General features: G+C 64.7%; 13 protein-coding genes and 1 tRNA gene. 11 read left to right on the top strand and 3 right to left on the bottom strand.

All coding sequences use genetic code 11. The annotated features are described in order from the left end of the window. The first annotated feature begins 1 nt into the window (after position 1). Entirely contained in the window at positions 2-850 is an 849-nt protein-coding gene (locus GGQ98_RS16295) for an NTP transferase domain-containing protein (protein ID WP_184071425.1), read from the top strand. Here the strand turns inward: GGQ98_RS16295 and GGQ98_RS16290 are convergent. Then, on the bottom strand, positions 773-2,089 hold the full coding sequence (locus GGQ98_RS16290) for an N-acetylmuramoyl-L-alanine amidase (protein ID WP_184071423.1): 1,317 nt from the start codon (positions 2,087-2,089) through the stop codon (positions 773-775). The genes GGQ98_RS16295 and GGQ98_RS16290 overlap by 78 nt on opposite strands. A gap of 486 nt (positions 2,090-2,575) precedes the next feature. Between GGQ98_RS16290 and GGQ98_RS16285 the strand changes: the two genes are divergently transcribed. The 4 genes from GGQ98_RS16285 to GGQ98_RS16270 all read left to right on the top strand — a co-directional run bounded on the left by GGQ98_RS16285 (position 2,576) and on the right by GGQ98_RS16270 (position 9,696). After that, a complete protein-coding gene (locus tag GGQ98_RS16285) occupies positions 2,576-5,167 on the top strand; it encodes an Rne/Rng family ribonuclease (protein ID WP_184071421.1) in 2,592 nt (863 codons plus the stop codon). A 99-nt stretch (positions 5,168-5,266) separates the two neighbouring features. After that, the gene (locus GGQ98_RS16280; RefSeq protein ID WP_184071444.1) at positions 5,267-6,658 is read left to right on the top strand and encodes a M48 family metalloprotease; all 1,392 of its coding nucleotides are present in this window, start codon (positions 5,267-5,269) and stop codon (positions 6,656-6,658) included. 7 nt (positions 6,659-6,665) lie between these two features. Next, the gene (locus GGQ98_RS16275; protein WP_184071419.1) at positions 6,666-7,451 is read left to right on the top strand and encodes a DsbA family protein; all 786 of its coding nucleotides are present in this window, start codon (positions 6,666-6,668) and stop codon (positions 7,449-7,451) included. A 133-nt stretch (positions 7,452-7,584) separates the two neighbouring features. Then, positions 7,585-9,696 carry a TonB-dependent siderophore receptor gene (locus tag GGQ98_RS16270; protein WP_184071417.1) on the top strand — a complete coding sequence of 704 codons (2,112 nt, stop codon included), beginning with the start codon at positions 7,585-7,587 and terminating at the stop codon, positions 9,694-9,696. Between the two features lie 48 nt (positions 9,697-9,744). On the opposite strand, the gene mutL is transcribed toward GGQ98_RS16270, so the two are convergent. Further along, positions 9,745-11,511 (bottom strand): DNA mismatch repair endonuclease MutL, encoded by a 1,767-nt coding sequence (gene mutL, locus GGQ98_RS16265; RefSeq protein WP_184071415.1) that lies wholly within the window; start codon positions 11,509-11,511, stop codon positions 9,745-9,747. Positions 11,512-11,684: 173 nt separating this feature from the next. Here mutL and GGQ98_RS16260 point away from each other — a divergent pair, with 173 nt between their 5' ends. From GGQ98_RS16260 to GGQ98_RS16235, 6 genes are all read left to right on the top strand, one after another. Further along, entirely contained in the window at positions 11,685-12,722 is a 1,038-nt protein-coding gene (locus tag GGQ98_RS16260; protein ID WP_184071413.1) for a rod shape-determining protein, read from the top strand. 12 nt (positions 12,723-12,734) lie between these two features. Beyond that, positions 12,735-13,658 (top strand): rod shape-determining protein MreC, encoded by a 924-nt coding sequence (locus GGQ98_RS16255; protein WP_184071411.1) that lies wholly within the window; start codon positions 12,735-12,737, stop codon positions 13,656-13,658. After that, entirely contained in the window at positions 13,655-14,182 is a 528-nt protein-coding gene (gene mreD / locus GGQ98_RS16250; RefSeq protein WP_184071408.1) for a rod shape-determining protein MreD, read from the top strand. Before GGQ98_RS16255 ends, mreD begins: the two co-directional genes overlap by 4 nt. After that, complete coding sequence (mrdA, locus tag GGQ98_RS16245) at positions 14,179-16,098, top strand: penicillin-binding protein 2 (RefSeq protein WP_243451960.1); 1,920 nt, start codon at positions 14,179-14,181, stop codon at positions 16,096-16,098. The genes mreD and mrdA overlap by 4 nt, the downstream gene beginning before the upstream one ends. Then, positions 16,091-17,215 (top strand): rod shape-determining protein RodA, encoded by a 1,125-nt coding sequence (gene rodA, locus GGQ98_RS16240; protein WP_184071406.1) that lies wholly within the window; start codon positions 16,091-16,093, stop codon positions 17,213-17,215. Before mrdA ends, rodA begins: the two co-directional genes overlap by 8 nt. Positions 17,216-17,318: 103 nt before the next feature. Then, positions 17,319-17,394 (top strand) — tRNA-Lys (locus GGQ98_RS16235). A 57-nt stretch (positions 17,395-17,451) separates the two neighbouring features. Here GGQ98_RS16235 and GGQ98_RS16230 read toward each other — a convergent pair. Further along, on the bottom strand, positions 17,452-18,006 hold the full coding sequence (locus tag GGQ98_RS16230) for a tyrosine-type recombinase/integrase (protein WP_341534243.1): 555 nt from the start codon (positions 18,004-18,006) through the stop codon (positions 17,452-17,454). Between the last annotated feature and the right edge of the window lie 171 nt (positions 18,007-18,177).

Genomic DNA, 18,177 nt, shown 5'->3' with positions numbered 1-18,177 from the left:
GATGAGCGCCGGATTTTCCGCCATCGTGCTTGCCGGCAAGCGCGACGGGCGCCTCGATCCGCTCGCTGCGGACGCAGGCGTCTCGCACAAGTGCCTCGTCCCCGTCGCCTGCAAGCCGATGCTGCTCCATGTGCTTGAAGCGCTCGACGCATCCCCCGGTGTCGCCAGGATCATCGTTTCGATCGACGCGCCTGAAATTCTTGCACCGCTCATCCGGCACCTCGGAAGCGGACGCATCGCCGTGGCGCGCTCCGCGCCCAATCTGGTCGACAGCGTCATCGGCGCTGCGGACGCATCCGCCCCGCCCTTTCTCGTCACCACCGCCGACAATGTGAACCTGACGCCCGCGAGCGTCACCGAAATCCTCGCTGCGTCGCAAGGCGCGGACGCCGCCGTCGCATTCGCGCGCCGCGAACGGGTGGCCGCCGCCCACCCGGACGGGCAGCGCCGCTTCTACCGCTTCCGATGCGGCGAATATTCGAACTGCAACACCTACATTCTCGGCTCGCGCGACGCGCTGAAAGCCGCCGAAGTCTTTCGGGGCGGCGGTCAGTTCGCCAAATTCCCGATGCGGATCGTAAAGGCGTTCGGACTCCTGAACCTCATCCGCTTCCGCTACGGCCTTGCCACGCTCGACGGCGCATTCCGAGGCTTCTCGCATCGGTTCGGCCTCGCGATCCGTCCCGTCCTCGTCAGTGACGGCGCACTCGCGATCGATGTCGACAACACCCGCACGCTGCACGTCGCCGAGACGATCCTGCGTGCGCGCGGCTCAGCGCTGAGCGAGCCGCCGCAGGAAGTGCGCCTCGACCGCGCGGCGCACAGCCTTGGCGATCCGCTGCTGGCCTGAGGCGGAGAAGAGGAACTTCGAGTCCTCCTCGTTCGAAAGATAGCCCGTCTCCAGCAGCACCGAGGGCACATCCGGCGCCTTCAGCACCAGGAACCCCGCGAAGCGGTGGAACTGGCTGCGCACCTTGATGTCCTGGCGCATTTCGCGCTGAAGGATGGCGGCGAACTCCGCGGATGTATTCATCGTCTCGCGCTGCGCGAGGTCGATAAGGATGTCGGTCACCTCGTTGGTTTCGACTGCGAGATCCACCCCGCCGATGATATCCGAACGGTTTTCCTTGGCCGCAAGCCGCGCAGCTTCCGCGTCGGACGCGGTTTCCGAAAGCGTGTAAACCGTTGCGCCGCTGGCGTTCGGCACCGGCGCGCTGTCGGCGTGCACGGAAATGAAGAGTGCCGCATTGCTGCGCCGCGCGATCCCGAACCGGTCGCGGTGGCGGAGGTAAGTGTCGTCGCTGCGCGTCAGGATCGCCTTCACGCGCCCCGAGGCATCAAGCTCCTTCTTGATCGCCTTGGCGATCGCGAGAACGACGTCCTTTTCGTATTTGGTTTTGCCGAGCACGCTGATCGTGCCGACATCCTTGCCGCCGTGCCCCGCATCGATCACGACCACCGGCAACTGCCCCGTGACGCGTGTGCGCGGCGGGGCCGCCAGCTTTGGCGAGGGTGCGATCGCGGCGACCTGGGTAGGCGCGATTGTCGCAGACTTGGCGGGCGCCGGCGGGGCGGATTTCACGACCGTCTGCACGGGCTTTGGCGCGGCTTGCGCAACCAAGGCCGGCTTTTCCACCTTTGGAGGGGCTGCAATCAATGTCGTTCGCCCGGCCGCGACGCTTTTGGCGAACGCCGCCTCGGTTGACGGGGACACCGTCAACCGGAGTTTGCCGCCGGAAATCGCGCTTGACGTAATGCGGGCAGGTGCGGCGAGGTCGAGCACGACGCGCGCCGTGTCGGTATCGAACTGGGCGATCCGAACCTTGCTGACAAGTCCGCTGCCCTGCGATGATCCAGCCGGAGCGATCATGCCGTCGAGATCAATGGCCAGTCGCGGCGGACCAGACAGTGCGAAGGCCGAGACGCGCGCGGCGCCGTCTGCATCGATCATCACGGTAGCAGCGCCACCGCTCGCCGTAACGACGGCCTCACCAAGCCGCGCGGCCGCAGCAGGCATCGAAAGCGCAGCGCACGCCGCCAGCAGCGGTACGCCGAGCGCCCTTCCTCCCCGCCTCAGCCAGCGTAACATGTTCCATCCCCCGCAAGAGCGTCTTTTGCCCATTCGGAACCGCCACAAATGGCGAACTTCCGCCGAATCTTATGGTTAAGCACTGCACTGTTCAAGTGAATTGCATATTTCCGTAACGCTTTGTGTTGTTCCTGCCACGCATAGCTGCTAGCAGACCAAAAGTGGCCAAAATCAGTCCGGCCCGCCGTCAGTGTCTACGCCGTCTGCTCCCTTACGGGTCGATGGTTTCGCGCCTTCCCGCGCGAAACGGCACTGGCAATTTGTCGGACGGGGAAATGCTGCCGCTAACATTGAGGTTTTGACGCATGCAGGCAATGCAATGCCATGAGGAGACAATGAAGGCGATGGCCTTCCCCTCAGTGCGCGGCATGCGGCTCGCCACACTTCCAAACCATCGGAGCGCGGTTCTGGCCGACGCTCCCGTAACACGTGCCCCATCGCCTGCAGCGCAATCTGCAGAGGTGCCGCGGCCTCGGAGAACATTAAATGTCAATGCGCATGCTCATCGACGCGCGCCACCCGGAGGAGACCCGGGTCGCCGTCATAGAAGGCAACCGGATCGAAGAGTTTGACTTCGAATCTGCCCAGAAGGAACAACTGAAGGGCAATATCTACCTCGCCAAGGTCACACGCGTCGAACCCTCTCTGCAGGCGGCGTTTGTTGAATATGGCGGAAACCGTCACGGCTTCCTCGCCTTTTCGGAAATCCATCCGGATTACTACCAGATTCCGAAAGAGGATCGCGACGCTCTGCTCCGCGAAGAGCGCGAGGCTGCTGAAGAGCACCGCGCGGAGATGGACGCGGAACACGAAGACGATGACGACGACGTCGACAGCGCCGACGAGCGTTCCGAAGACGGTGAGGACAGCGAACCGCCGGCACCCACGACCGTCGGCAGCGATCATCACGACGACCACGACAACGCCATGCGGGCGAAGCGCCAGAACCTGCGCCGCCGCTACAAGATCCAGGAAGTCATCAAGCGCCGTCAGGTGCTTCTGGTGCAGGTCGTCAAGGAAGAGCGCGGCAACAAGGGTGCGGCGCTCACCACGTACCTCAGCCTCGCTGGCCGCTACTGCGTGTTCATGCCGAACACCAACCACGGCGGCGGCATCAGCCGCAAGATCTCGAACCAGAGCGATCGCAAGCGCCTGAAATCCATCGTTTCGGAACTGCAGCTGCCGCAGGGCATGGGCTGCATCATCCGCACGGCGGGCCTGTCGCGCACGCGCGCCGAGATCCGCCGCGACTTCGATTACCTCACGCGCCTTTGGGACGAGATCCGCGAGAAGACGCTGGCCTCGTCCGCGCCTGCGCTGATCCACGAGGACTCCGATCTCATCAAGCGCGCCATCCGCGATATCTACAACCGCGACATCGGCGAAGTGCTGGTGGACGGAGAAGAGGGATACCGTGCGGCCAGGAGCTTCATGAAGCTCCTGATGCCGAGCCACGCGAAGAAGGTTCAGCAATACGTTGACCCTGTTCCGCTTTTCCAGCGCTACCAGGTCGAACAGCAGCTTGCCGCGATGTACCACCCGGTGGTGCAGCTGAAGTCCGGCGGCTACATGGTCATCAACCCGACCGAAGCGCTCGTTTCGATCGACATCAACTCGGGCAAGTCGACGCGCGAACACAATATCGAGGAAACCGCGCTCAAGACGAACCTTGAAGCCGCGCGCGAGATCGCCCGCCAGCTGCGTCTGCGCGACATGGCCGGGCTCGTCGTGATCGACTTCATCGACATGGATGTGCACTCGAACAACCGCAAGGTCGAGAAGGCGCTGAAAGAGGCGCTGAAGCACGATCGCGCGCGCATTCAGGTGGGGCGCATCTCGTCGTTCGGCCTGCTTGAAATGAGCCGTCAGCGGCTGCGGACCGGCGTTCTCGAAGCCTCGACGCATGTTTGCCCGGTGTGCGACGGCGCGGGCATGGTCCGAACCGTGCAGTCCGCCGCGCTCGGCGCACTGCGCGTGCTGGAAGCCGAAGCGCTGCGCGGCAAGCACAGCCGCATCACGCTGCGCCTGCCTTTCGAGGTGGCGATCTACATGCTGAACGTGAAGCGCAACCAGATATCCCGCATCGAGGATCTTTACGGCGTCATGGTCGAGATCACGCCGAACGGCGATCTCAACGTCGGCGAGCAGGAAATCGACGGCGGCGGCCCGCCCCCGACGCCCCGCGTCGACTTGCAGACCCCGGTCGTGCCCGTCGCCGATGATGACGACGATGATGAGGTGGTCGAGGAAGAGGACGAGGAAGAAGAGGTCGAAGTCTCCGAACGCCGCGACCGTGAGGATGAACCCCGCGACGAGGCGGGCGGCCGTTCACGCCGCCGCCGCCGTGGACGCGGCGGACGCCGGGACCGCGAGCGCGACGATGAGCGCGCACCCGCGCCGCAGGACGCTGCGCAAGGCGAAGATGCGGATGCGGATGCGGAAGCTCCCGAAGACGCCGCAGCCGATGCGGAGGAAACGCGTGACGACCGCGAGGATGATGGCAGCAAGCGCCGTCGTCGCCGTCGCGGCCGCCGGGGCGGTCGCCGCCGGAACGGCGAGGAGATCGCCGGCGAAGCGGGTCAGGACACTGAAGCCGCGCCGGAAGCTGAACCTGCCGATGAGGAAGCGCCCGCCGATCCCGCACCTGCGGAAGAGGCTGCTGCACCCGCACGCAAACCGCGGGGCCGCCGCAAGGCCGTGAAGGCCGAACCGATGGAAACTGCAGAGCCGGAAGCCGTCGAGCCTCCCGCCGCCGAAGCAGACGTCCCCGAGGCAGACGCAAAACCGAAGCGGACCCGCCGCAAAAAGGCAGACACCGTGAATGCTGCGCCTGAACCGGAGCTTGCACCGGAACTGGCGCCGGAATCCGCTGCACCGGCTGAAGTCGTGGCCGTCGAAGCGCCCGAAAAGCCGAAGCGCGCGCCGCGCCGCAAGGCTGCTGCCAAGAGCGCCCCTGCTGCGGAGACTGTTTCAGAATCCGTAGAAGACGCTGAAACGGCAGAGGCGCCCGCAGGCGAAACGGGTGAACCCGGCACTTCGCCGCGTAAAGGCTGGTGGCAGCGGACATTCGGCGACTGAGGTATCAACGCATCGGATGCGGCGGCGGGCTTGCAATCGCCCGCCGCCGCTCTAGTTTCACTCAGCGGGGGTTCAGTCGCAAAGGGTGATATGGCGACGATGACATCCCGGTTTTCCCAAACACGTTTTTTCTGCGCCGGACTGCGTCTTTTTCTTGCCGTCGTGATCGCCTTCACCGCGTCGGTGCGCCCGGCGCTGGCCCAAAGCATCCTCCGCGACGCCGAGACAGAAGCCTTCTTCCACGAAATTTCAGCCCCGCTCGCAGAGGCCGCCGGGCTCAATCCGCGCTCACTCGACGTGGTGCTGATCGGCGATTCCTCGATCAACGCCTTCGTCGCGGGCGGCCAGGCGGTCTACATCCACAGCGGCCTCATCATGGCGGCGGACGACGTCAACGAGGTGCAGGGCGTCATCGCCCACGAAATCGGCCACATCACCGGCGGACACATCGTGCGCTTCAGCGAGGGCGCCAAGGCCGCCACCTCGATCACGCTGCTCTCGATGCTGCTCGGCGCGGCGGCAATGGCGGCCGGGGCCGGCGAAGCGGGCATGGCGATCTTCGCGGGTGGTCAGCAGGCGGCAATGGGCAAGTTCCTCGCTTACTCGCGCACGCAGGAATCCGCCGCAGATCAGGCCGGTGCGACGTTCCTCCAAAAGGCGGGACTGTCCGGCAAGGGCTCGATCAGCTTCTTCAAGAAGCTGCAAAATCAGGAATTCCGCCTTTTGATTCCGCAGGACAACGGCTACGCGCGTACCCACCCGCTGACCGGAGACCGTATCGCCGCGCTTGAAAACACGTACCGGAACGACCCGGCGTGGGACAAACCCATCGATCCGGCGCTGCAGGCGAAGTTCCTGCGCATACAGGCCAAACTTTCGGGCTTCGTGGAGGAACCGTCGAGCACGTTCCGGAAGTTTCCGGAAACCGACACGTCCGTTCCTGCCCACTATGCGCGCGCTTATGCGTGGCACAAGAACGCGTTCCCCGACCGTGCAGCCACCGAGGTCGACTGGTTGCTCCGGGGCGCCCCCGACGACCCCTTCTTCCTTGAACTCAAAGGCCAGGTGCTGCTCGAATCCGGCAAGGTCGAGGAAGCGATCGGTCCGCTGCGCCGGGCCGTCGCGCTCGCCCCCGAACAGCCGCTCATCGCCGCGATGCTCGGCCACGCGCTGATCGCGACCGAGGATCCCGAGAACACCGAGGAAGCCAAGCGCGTGCTGCGCGCCGCCGTGGCGCGCGACAATCGCAACCCGTTCGCGTGGTATCAACTCGGCATCGCTTACGCGCGCGGCGGCGACGAAGCGCGCGCCGCGCTCGCAACCGCCGAACAGAATAATTTGTCGGGCAACGCGCAGCTTGCCTTCGCCAGTTCCCGCAAGGCGATGGCCGGCCTCTCCCCCGGCACTCCGGACTGGATTCGCGCGCAGGATATCTACATGGTGAGCCAGCATGCCGTTGAAGAAGAAGGCGGCAAAAGGAAACGTCGTTAGGGGCATTATGATCGACATCTACAGACGCCTGCGGGCGCGCTGGCCGCTTGCGGCCAACATCGCCGGCGCGATCGCGCTGCTGCTGCTCGCGGGCGGGCTTTTGATGCTGCTGACCGGCCGCCAACCCTCGATCGCAAACGGCGGCGCACTGACCAAGGCGCAGCGCGAGGAGGTGGAGAAAATCGTCCACGATTATATCCTCGCGCATCCCGAAATCATCCCGGAGGCGGTGAACCGCCTGCAGGCGCGCGAGGTCTCCAGCCTCGTTTCCCAGAACCGCGAAGAGATCGAAACACCCTACGGCAGCGCATGGGCAGGCGCGAAGGACGGCGACGTCACGCTCGTCGAGTTCTTCGATTACAATTGCCCCTACTGCCGCCTGTCGCATCCCGACGTCGAGAGGCTGATGAAGGAAGACAAGGGGCTGAAGGTCGTCTACCGCGATCTCCCGGTGCTCGGCGAAGCCTCGCGCGAGGCCGCACTCGCCAGCCTTTCGGCGGCCGAGCAGGGCAAGTACCGCGCCTTCTACAACTGGATGTTCACCGACAAGGCGCGCGTCTCCACCCAAAAGACGATCCAGGGCGTCCGCAAGGCCGGGCTGAATGAAGCCCGCGCCGCGACCGACATGAAAAGCGAGCGCCTGAAACGCGAAATCGACAAGAACCTCCGCCTCGGCAACGCGCTCGGGCTGACCGGCACGCCGAGCTACGTCATCGGCAACCGCATCCTTTCCGGCGCGGTAGGGTATGACGAACTGAAGAAGGCGATTGCCGAGGCGCGGAAGGAGGGCTGAGGGCGCAGCACAGAACCCGGTCCCTTCCCTTCGCCGTTCCCTTCAGTGAGATATCCGAACAAGCCGCTTGCACCATGATCTTTTGATGTTAATTGGTATGATATACTATCTCATACTACATCAGGGGAAAATCGTGAATTTTGCATCGTCGTTTCGGGCCGGGCTATTGCTCGGCCTGCCGCTTCTTGCCGTTCCTGCCTATGCTGACGACACGGACGCCGAAGAGCGCCGCCGCTCTGAAATCGTCGTGACCGGCATCGCCGCCGACGACAGCTATGCACCGGAAAGCGCGGCGGTAGCGGGCAAGAGACCTGCCCCCATTCTTGAAATCCCGCAATCGATAAGCGTCGTGACGCGGGAACAGATCGAAGACCGCAACCTCTTCACGATCGGCGAAGCCGTGCAGCAGGTAACGGGCGTGACCGTGATGCCGTTCGACGGTTCGAACCCGGATTATCGCGCGCGCGGCTTCGTGCTCGATTATGCCTACGACGGCGTTCCATCGACCTTTTCATCGGGCGTGCCGGAATTCGACCTTGTGATTTACGAACGCATCGAAATCCAGCGCGGACCTACCGGCCTGTTTCGCGGTGCCGGATCGCCGGGCGGCACGATCAACCTCATCCGCAAGCGCGGCCAGAACGAATTTTCGATGTCGGCCGCGCTCTCGGCGGGCTCGTGGAACAACTATCGCGGAGAATTCGATATCGGCGGGCCGGTTGATGCTGCCGGAAAACTGCGGGTCCGCGCGGTCGGCAGCCTTCTCGACCGCGATTTCTTCCAGAAAAAATCGCACACGCGGAAATTCGTCGCCTACGGCGCAATCGACTATGACCTTACGCCCACCACCACGATCGGCGCATCGATCAGCTATCAGGACAACGAAGCCAATACGCCGCAAAACGGCCAGCCCGCGTTCACCAACCAGCAGTTCCTCGGCTTTCCGCGCAGCTTCCAGCACCTGCCGGACTGGAACCTCTTCACCGACACGACGGTAGAATATGCCGCCGAGGTCGAACAGCGGTTCGGGCGGTGGGCGCTCAAGGTACGCGCGCTCGAACGCGACATTCCCCGTGCGTGGATGGACGCATTCATCCAGCCGGGCACCGGGGTCGATCCCGATACATTGACGGCAAACTATGTGAACCGTCGCAGTGACGGCCAGAACCGCAAGCAGGCGCTGGACGCTTATGCGACCGGACCGTTCGCACTGTTCGGGCGCGAGCATGAACTGGCGATCGGCTACAGCTACGACAGGCGCACGACATCGTTTCTGTCTCGGTCTCAGACGGTGGTGGGCCGATACTCGATCTTCGATGCGGATTCGATTCCGCAGCCCTCTGCGGCATTCACGCAGGGCAGCGAGACCGACCTTCGGCAGAGCGGCTTCCACGCGCAGGCGCGGCTACGTATCCTCGATCCGCTGACCGTGGTTCTGGGCGGGCGCATCAGCGATTTTACCAACAAATCCCGCAATATCCTGCCCTCGGCCGTCACCGATTTCCGTGTAACGTCGCGCGAACGCGGCAAGTTCACGCCAAGCGTGGGCGCGGTGCTTTACCTCACCGATAATGTCACGCTTTACGGAAGCTATTCGGACATCTTCAACCCGCAGACCGCGCTGCGGCAGGACGGAACGACGATCGATCCACGCGTCGGGCAGCAATACGAGGTCGGGCTGAAGGGCCGTTTCCTTGACGGCAAGCTCAACACCGCCGCCGCCGTGTTCCGCAGCAAGGACAAGAACCGCGCGCTCGCCGACGCCTCGGCACCGGGCTTTTTCGTACCAGCCGGAGAGGTCAGCATCGAAGGCTTCGAATTCGAGATCACGGGCAGCCCGCTTGAAGGGCTCGACGTCAACCTCGGCTACACGAATGTCAAAACCGAATATGAGGTGGGGACGGCGACGCAGACCGGCACGGTCTTCGACATCTTCACGCCGCGTCATCAATTCAAGGGCTATGCACGCTATGAACCGGCGGCGCTCGGCGGAGCGTTTGCGTCGGTGGGGGTCAATGCACAAAGCAAGGTCGTCGGCGCTGGTGTCGCGGGAATCCGGGAACAGGGATCGTTTGCGGTCGCCAATGCCCAGCTCGGCTATCGCTTCAACGAGCATCTGCGGGCCTTCGCCACCGTCAACAACCTGTTCGACAAGGTCTATTATGTGCGGGTGGGCTCGCTCAACACATACAACAACTACGGCGAGCCCCGGAGCGTGCTGCTGACGCTGCGCGCCAAATACTGAGACTCCTGTTGGCGAAGGGGCGCTTGTCGGCATCGACCGGCGTCCCTTCTACCGCCTCCCGAACAGCTTCTCGATATCGCCGCGCGCGAGCTTCACATAGGTCGGGCGCCCGTGGTTGCACTGGCCCGAATGCGGCGTCGCTTCCATTTCGCGCAGCAACGCGTTCATTTCCGTGACGCCGAGCGCGCGCCCTGCCCGCACCGATCCGTGGCAGGCCATGGTGGCGAACACCTCGTCGAGCCGTTCCTTCAGGCTGTGCGCCGCGCCGAGGCTGGTGATGTCGTCGGCAAGATCGCGCACCAGCGCCTTCGCGTCGGCGTTGCCGAGGATCGCGGGCATCGCGCGGACGAGGATGGCGCCCGCGCCGAAACGCTCGATCTCCAAGCCCATTTCGGCAAGCTCGGCGGCGTGCGCTTCGAGCCCGTCGCATTCCGCTTCGTCCAGCTCGACGACCTCCGGCAGCAACAGCGCCTGCGATCGGACGCCGCCGCCTTCCATCGCGCGCTTCATCTTTTCGAGCGTCAAGCGCTCGTGCGCAGCATGCTGATCGACGATGACGAGCGCGTCGGCGGTCTCCGCAACGATCCAGCTGCCGTGCACCTGCCCGCGCGCGGCGCCGAGCGGGAACGCCGTGAGGTCAGCGTCGCGGCTTTCGGCGTAGACCGGCGACGGCGCCTCTGCACGCGCCTGCGGCGGCGCATTGAACCGGAAGCTGTGCTCGCCGAACATCGATGCGGTGCGCTGCTGAGGCACGGGTGCGAGCGGCTCGGCGTGAAATGCCGCCAGCGCAGCATCCGAAATCGTCGTCGCGGCGTGGCCGCTGCCGCTGTCGAGCGCATGACGCAATCCCGAGACGATAAGCCCGCGCACCAGCGCCGGATCGCGGAAGCGCACCTCGGTCTTCGCCGGATGCACGTTCACGTCGACGAAGTCGCCGGGCACGTCGAGGAACAGCGCGAGCACCGGATGCCGGTCCCGCGCCAGCAGATCGCGGTAGGCGCCGCGCACTGCGCCGAGCAGCAGACGGTCCTTCACCGGGCGCCCGCCGACGAACAGATACTGGTGGTCCGCCGCACCGCGGCTGTAGGTCGGCACGGCCGCGAGCCCGCCGAGGCGCAGTCCATCGCGCACCAGATCGATCGGCACGGCGTTATCGGTGAAATCCTGCCCCAGGATCGCGGCAAGGCGGGCGATGCGGGCGCTTTCGAGGAGGTCCACCGAAGGCTGCGCATCGAGCAGGCGGCGACCTTCGTGGGCAACGCTGAACCCGACGTCGGCGCGCGCCATGGCGAGGCGGCGCACGGTATCGAGGCAGGCGGCAAGCTCGGCGCGCGGGCTTTTCATGAACTTGCGCCGTGCGGGCACCTTGCCGAACAGGTCTGCGACCGAAACCCGAGTGCCGGGCGGCAGCGAGACGGGGCCGTCGCGCTGGATCGCGCCGTGGTCGATCTCGATCTCCCACCCTTCCCCGCCCGCAGTGCGGCTGGCGACGCGGAAACGGCTGACGCTGGCGACGGACGGCAGCGCCTCGCCGCGAAATCCCATCGTGGCGATGGCTCCGAGATCGCCCGTCGGCAGCTTCGAGGTGGCGTGACGTTCGAGCGACAGGCGGAGGTCGTCGGCATCCATGCCACAGCCGTCGTCGGTGATCGCGATGAGGTCGAGGCCGCCGCCTTCCAGTTCGACCGTGATTCGCGTCGCGCCCGCATCGAGCGCATTCTCGACGAGTTCCTTCACCGCGCTCGCGGGTCGCTCGACGACTTCGCCCGCGGCGATGCGGTTCACGAGGTCTTCGGGCAAGCGGCGGATCGACATGACCGCGTCTTCCTAGCAACGATCGCAAGGCTTTGTTAGCGGTTCATCGCGTATTGCGTGGTGAAAGCCGCGTTAACCACGGAATCGACGCCAATGCGCCCCTTGCACTTCCCTGCGACAACGCTGCATATGCAGGCCAACACGCGTCCACACGCATAAAAGAGAAGAACTCCATGCTCAGCCGCCTTTTCGGTTTTCTTGCCCAGGACATGGCCATCGATCTCGGTACGGCCAACACGCTCGTCTACGTGCGCGGGCGCGGAATCGTGCTCAACGAGCCGTCGGTGGTCGCCATCGAAACGATCAACGGCCGCAAGGTCGTGAAGGCGGTCGGCAACGACGCCAAGATGATGATGGGCAAGACGCCGGGCAACGTGGAAGCCATCCGTCCGCTGCGCGACGGCGTGATCGCCGACATCTATGTCGCCGAGCAGATGATCAACCATTTCATCAAGAAGGTGCATACGCGCAAGTTCGGCAATTACCCCGAAATCGTGATCTGCGTGCCGTCGGGTTCCACCAGCGTCGAGCGCCGCGCCATCCGCGACGCTGCGAACAACGCGGGCGCGAGCCAGGTGTATCTGATCGAGGAGCCGATGGCCGCCGCGATCGGCGCCGGAATGCCTGTGACGGAGCCGATCGGATCGATGGTCGTCGATATCGGCGGCGGCACCACCGAGGTTGCCGTGCTGTCGCTTCGCGGCCTTGCCTACACAACCTCCGTGCGCGTCGGCGGCGACAAGATGGACGATGCGATCGTCAGCTACGTGCGCCGCAACCACAACCTTCTGATCGGCGAAGCCACCGCAGAGCGCATCAAGAAGGAAATCGGCACCGCAAAACCGCCGCTCGACGGCGTCGGCGTGACGCTTGAAATCAAGGGCCGCGACCTGATGAACGGCGTGCCCAAGGAAATCACCATCAACCAGGCGCAGATCGCCGAGGCGCTGTCTGAGCCGGTTTCGGCGATCGTCGAAGGCGTGCGGCAGGCGCTGGAAAACACAGCGCCGGAGCTTGCCGCCGACATCGTCGACCAGGGCATCGTGCTGACGGGCGGCGGCGCGCTGCTCGGTCAGATCGACGAGGTGCTGCGCGATGCGACCGGCCTTCCCGTCACCGTCGCCGACGATCCGCTGACATGCGTTGCGCTCGGCACGGGCCGCGCGCTCGAAGAGCCGATCTTTCGCGGCGTCCTCACCACCGCACTCTAGGAGTCACTGCGGATGGCGTGGCCACCCCGCAGATCGAGCGGGCGGAGTTCGCGCCGTCAACGCAACATCGCGCTTCTGGGACGCGCGGCGACGATTGCCGCCGTTGCCATAGCCGCGATGCTGCTGGTGCTGAGCCGCGCCAGCCCGGACCGTTATTCCGCGCTCCGCAGCAGCGCTGCCGATCTCGTCGCACCGCTCTGGGCGGCCGTTCTCGTGCCGCTGGCGGAGGTTCAGGCCGCAGCAGGCTCCGTCGCAGATTATTTCAATGCCGTCGAGAAGGTGCGCCTGCTCGAAGGCCGCGACCGGATGTACGAGATCGAGCGCGAGCGGCACCTGCAGGCACTGCATGAAAACCGCGAACTCAAGAAACTGCTCAAGGTTTCCGAACCGGAGCGGGAGCGCATCGGTGTGTTTGCGATTTCCGGTTCGAGCACCGGCGCCTACGTCCGCTATGCGCTGATCAGCGGCGGCGCGCGCGATGGCATCGAACCCGGCCAGCCGGTCTTCGCGGCGTCGGGTCTGATCGGACGCACGGTCGATGTCGGCAACCGCGCGACGCGGGTGATGCTGATAACCGATGTGTCGAGCCGTGTACCCGTGCGCGTCGTGCGTACCGGCCTTCCCGCGCTTCTCATCGGCAAGAACCTGCCGCTTCTCGATATCGATCTCTCCGGCCCGTCGAATGCGGTCGTCCGCGTTGGCGACCGTCTCGTCACGTCGGGTGACGGCGGTCTTTTCCCTCCCGGCCTTCCCGTCGCGACCGTCGCGCGCATTTCAGGCGACATGCCCGAAGCGCGACCTACGGCAACGCCTGACGGGCTCGAATACGTGATCGTGGAACGCCCCTACATGCCGCCCATTCTGCTTCCGGAAGAGCAGCCTCAAGAGCGCGAAGCGCATCCCGAAGCCGTCAATCAGACGCGGGCGGCACAGTGATCACGACGCCCTGGCACCAGATGACCGCGCGCGAACGTGCGCGCTGGGTATTCGATCACTGGAAGCTGGCGATTCCCATGATCGTCGTCATCATCGCTTTTGCGGTGATGACCCTGCCGATGTTCGCGCCGCTGCCGGTGATGCCGAATTTCGGGCTGCTGCTCGTGCTGTTATGGACCCTCTACCGCCCTCAGCAGATGCCCGAATGGACTGGGCTGCCGATGGGCCTTGTCGGCGATATCCTTCTTGGAACGCCCGTCGGCACCAACGGACTGCTGCTGCCGCTGTTCATGATACTCGTGCGGTATGCCGACGCGTATATCCGCCGTCCGAACTGGATCGGCGATTGGCTGTTCGGCATCCCCATGCTGTTCGTGTACCATCTGGCTCTGTGGAGACTTTGCGCCATCGTTGCGGACCCCATCCCCTTCCTGCCGCTTGCGACGCAGACTGCGGCCACGATCGCCGTTTATCCTCTTGCCGCGCACATCTTCGCGCGGGCGCAGCGTAGGTGGGCGCCATGACGCTGCACTCCGAAGCCGCGCGCGAGCAGATGTTCACGCGCCGCACGCTGTTTGTCGGTGCGGCGACCGGCAGCCTCGGGCTGCTGCTCGGCGGTCGCATGGCTTATCTGTCGATCTTCGAGCAGGAGAAATACAAACTCCTTGCCGAAGACAACCGCGTTTCGGTGCGGCTGATCCCGCCGCGGCGCGGCTGGATCGTCGACAGGAACGGCAAGCCTCTCGCCGTCAACCAGCCCGATTACCGGCTTGAACTGATCCCGGAGCAGATCGCAGACCTCGAAACCATACTCGCCGACCTTACGCGCTTGCTGCGCCTGCCGCCCGACGAGGTCGCGCGCATCCGTGAGGCGGCGGCGACTCAGCCGAAATATCTGCCCATTCAGGTCGCAACGGGGATCAGCTGGAACGATTTCGCCGCGATCAACGTGCGCCTGCCCGATTACGACGGCGTGCAGCCCGTGCGCGGCTTCACGCGTTATTATCCCGACGGCGAGGCGGTCGGGCACCTGCTCGGCTATGTCGGCGCGCCGACGCGCGAGCAGTATCTGGCGGCAGATCGCGACCCGCTCTACCTGCACCCGGCCTTCAAGCTCGGCAAGGACGGCATCGAGAAGGTGCTCGACGTTCCCCTGCGCGGCAAGGCGGGCGCACGCCGCGTGGAGGTGAACGCACGCGGCCGGGTGATTCGCGAGCTTTCCACGGTCAACGATACGCCAGGCCAGACGGTGAAACTGACCATCGACCGCAATCTGCAGTCATTCTCGGCGCGCCGGCTCGGCCCCGAATCCGGCAGCGTCGTCGTCATGGACGTGTGGACGGGCGATGTCCTCACGCTCGTCTCCATGCCCGCGTTCGATCCCAACGCCTTTTCCGACGGCATCAGCCACAAGGAATGGAACGCGCTGATGTCGGACGATCATAATCCGCTCATCAACAAGACCGTGCAGGGCCTTTATCCGCCGGGCTCGACATTCAAGCCGGTAACGGCGCTCGCCGCGCTCGAATACGGCATCGATCCCGAAGCGACGGTCCATTGCCCCGGCGCCTATTATCTCGGCAGCCACCGCTTCGGCTGCTGGCGGCGCGGCGGGCACGGCACCGTGAACCTCGACAAGAGTCTCTTTCAGAGCTGCAATGTCTATTACTACACGCGCGGCCGCGAGGTCGGCATAGAGCGCATCGCCAACATGGCAAAGCGCCTCGGGCTGGGACAGGAATACGAGAGCCTGTCACTGCCGACGCAGCGCGACGGCCTCGTCCCCACGCCCGAATGGAAACGCCGACGCTACGACAAGGAGTGGCTGACCGGCGAGACGCTCAACACTGCGATCGGCCAGGGCTACATGCTCACCTCGCCGCTTCAGCTCGCGGTGATGACCGCGCGCCTCGCCTCCGGCCGCAGCATCGTGCCCCGGCTGGTTTCGGGCGGCAGCACGCCCGGCACGCTGGATGTCGACCCGGAGCATCTCGCGCGCATCCGCTATGCCATGGGCCTGACCGTGAACGGGCCGCAAGGCACCGCCGGACGCTCGCGCCTGCCGATCCCCATCCAGATGGCGGGCAAGACCGGCACAGCGCAGGTGCGCGCGCTGACGAGCGCGACGCGCGGCGCGAACTTCAACTCCATCGCCTGGAAATACCGCGATCACGGCCATTTCATTGCCTTTGCGCCGGTGGAGGAACCGCGATACGCGGTCAGCGTCGTTGTCGAGCACGGCGGCGGCGGAAGCATTGCTGCGGCTCCGATCGCGAAGGACGTCATGACCTTCCTTTTCGCGCCCGAGATAGCGACCGCCGCGCTGGAGAAGCTGGAAGAAGGCTGGGGTCGGCAGGCCGCGCAGCGTGCGGCCGTAGCCGCCGCAGCCGCGCAATCGGCGGCCACACCCCAACCCTCCGAACCGATCCCCGATGCTTAACAGCGCGATCCCCGAGCGGCTGCAGGCGCTGCCCTGGCGAATTCTGCTCACGCTGCTCGCGCTCGCGGGCTTCGGGCTTGCCGTGCTTTATTCCGCCGCAGGCGGGCATATCCGCCCCTGGGCGTTCAATCAGGGCATCCGTTTCACGGTCTTTTTCGCGATGGCGCTCGCCATGAGCCAGGTGCCGCTATCCTGGTGGCTGCGCGCCGCTTATCCCGCCTACGGCGTTGCCGTCACCATGCTTCTGGGTGTCGAGATTCTCGGCAAGGTCGGCGGCGGCAGCCAGCGCTGGCTCGATCTCGGTTTCATCCGGCTGCAGCCTTCGGAACTGATGAAGATCGCCATCGTGCTCGCGCTTGCGCGCTTCTTTCATTATCTGCCGCGCGTTGAAACGCAGCGCTGGGGCAGTCTCATCGCACCTGCGATCCTGATCGGCCTGCCCTTTGGGCTCGTCATGCTGCAGCCCGATCTCGGCACCGCGCTTTCCATCGCATTCGGGGGCGTCGTGATCGTGTTTCTGGCAGGCGCGCGGATGTCGCTGTTCGTGGGCGGCGGCGCGGCGCTGGTCGCGTCGATCCCCATCGCGATCGGCTTGCTGCACGATTATCAGCGCAGGCGCGTCCTCATCTTCCTCGATCCCGAGGCAGACCCTCTCGGCGCCGGTTATCACATCACCCAGTCGAAGATCGCGATCGGATCGGGCGGTTTCTCCGGCAAGGGCTTTCTGTCGGGCACGCAAAGCCACCTTCAATATCTGCCGGAACTGCACACCGATTTCATCTTCGCGACGATGGCGGAGGAATGGGGACTGCTCGGCATGATGTTCGTACTCGGCTGCTATGTGGTCATCCTCGGCTGGGGGTTTTCCGTGGCCCTGCACGCGCGCAACCAGTTTGCACGGCTGACGGCCGCGGGCCTCACCTGCACACTGTTCTTCTACGTGTTCATCAATCTGGCGATGGTCATGGGCTTCGCACCCGTCGTCGGCATTCCACTGCCGCTGATGTCCTACGGCGGATCGGCGATGATGACCGCGATGCTGCTCATCGGCATCCTGCTTTCGATCAACCGCCAGCGCGAGGAAAGCATGATAGGCGAAGGTCCGTCGTCAATCTAAGGCTTCGGGATCAATTCCGGCCTTGCAACCCCGCATACCCCGCGCTATAGCCCCCGCCTCGCGGTTGAAAGCGGCGCTCCGGCGCCTATCTCTTGCCCGGTGTGGATGCATAGCTCAGTTGGTAGAGCAGCTGACTCTTAATCAGCGGGTCCTAGGTTCGAGCCCTAGTGCATCCACCATTCTTTTCATTGGCTTTTTCCGATTTTCAGTCAGACGCGCCACCCTCAGTTGGGCGGTCAGTTGGGAGCTTTCCCTCTGTTTTCGAGCTTCCGAATAGCGCTTGCCGCCAGCCCGGAATCGCGTTTCAGATAGTGCGCGTCGAGTATCGCGCCGACATCCTTGAGGGCGTGTCCCGTGATCGTCGCAATCTCCGCTTCGCTGCACTCCGCCAGCGCCAGCCGGGTCACGGCTGTCCCGCGAAGATCGTGGAACGTGACGCCCACGACGCCCGCCTTCGCGCAAGCCTTGCGCCATGATGCCCGGAAGCCAGACTCCGTCCACGTCGTCCCGCCCTCAGTCGCTAGGATCGTCAACGGAAGCGGCTTCGTGTCCTTGGGGTCCCGGTTCGACCGCTTCGCCTTTGCCGCGTCCAGAGCGGCCCGGAGAGGCGCGCCAGCGGGGATGATGACCCGCGCGCCAGTCTTGCGTTGCTTCAAGCGGATATGCGTTCCGTCATAGGCGGACCATGTGAGCCGGAGGAGGTCGCCTTGCCGCTGCCCGGTCCAAAGCGCCAAGGTGAGCGCCAGATGCAAATGGTCCGGAGCCTTCGCATAGAAGGCAGCTTCGTCCACCTCAGTCCAGATATTCTCCGACCGGCTGGAGCGGTAAAGGCGGCCCGGTCGCTCGCAGGGGTTTGACGGGACTAGCTGTTTGATCCCAGGCTTTGATGGTGCATTATTCAGCCAGCAATGGAAGGATGCGCTATGGGACAGATACTCCATGGGAGCGCCACAACGACTGAG

Source organism: Sphingosinicella soli, assembly GCF_014199685.1.
In the GTDB taxonomy this organism is placed as follows: Bacteria; Pseudomonadota; Alphaproteobacteria; order Sphingomonadales; family Sphingomonadaceae; genus Sphingosinicella; species Sphingosinicella soli.
Note: the sequence above shows the minus strand (reverse complement) of the source record. Positions and strands in the feature narration are given on the sequence as shown.

Bases quoted from the DNA above. Each gene is read 5' to 3' on its own strand.
- GGQ98_RS16295 (WP_184071425.1), top strand. From the start codon at position 2: ATGAGCGCCGGATTTTCCGCCATCGTGCTTGCCGGCAAGCGCGACGGG.
- GGQ98_RS16290 (WP_184071423.1), bottom strand. From the start codon at position 2,089: ATGTTACGCTGGCTGAGGCGGGGAGGAAGGGCGCTCGGCGTACCGCTG.
- GGQ98_RS16285 (WP_184071421.1), top strand. From the start codon at position 2,576: ATGTCAATGCGCATGCTCATCGACGCGCGCCACCCGGAGGAGACCCGG.
- GGQ98_RS16280 (WP_184071444.1), top strand. From the start codon at position 5,267: ATGACATCCCGGTTTTCCCAAACACGTTTTTTCTGCGCCGGACTGCGT.
- GGQ98_RS16275 (WP_184071419.1), top strand. From the start codon at position 6,666: ATGATCGACATCTACAGACGCCTGCGGGCGCGCTGGCCGCTTGCGGCC.
- mutL (WP_184071415.1), bottom strand. From the start codon at position 11,511: ATGTCGATCCGCCGCTTGCCCGAAGACCTCGTGAACCGCATCGCCGCG.
- GGQ98_RS16260 (WP_184071413.1), top strand. From the start codon at position 11,685: ATGCTCAGCCGCCTTTTCGGTTTTCTTGCCCAGGACATGGCCATCGAT.
- GGQ98_RS16255 (WP_184071411.1), top strand. From the start codon at position 12,735: ATGGCGTGGCCACCCCGCAGATCGAGCGGGCGGAGTTCGCGCCGTCAA.
- mrdA (WP_243451960.1), top strand. From the start codon at position 14,179: ATGACGCTGCACTCCGAAGCCGCGCGCGAGCAGATGTTCACGCGCCGC.
- rodA (WP_184071406.1), top strand. From the start codon at position 16,091: ATGCTTAACAGCGCGATCCCCGAGCGGCTGCAGGCGCTGCCCTGGCGA.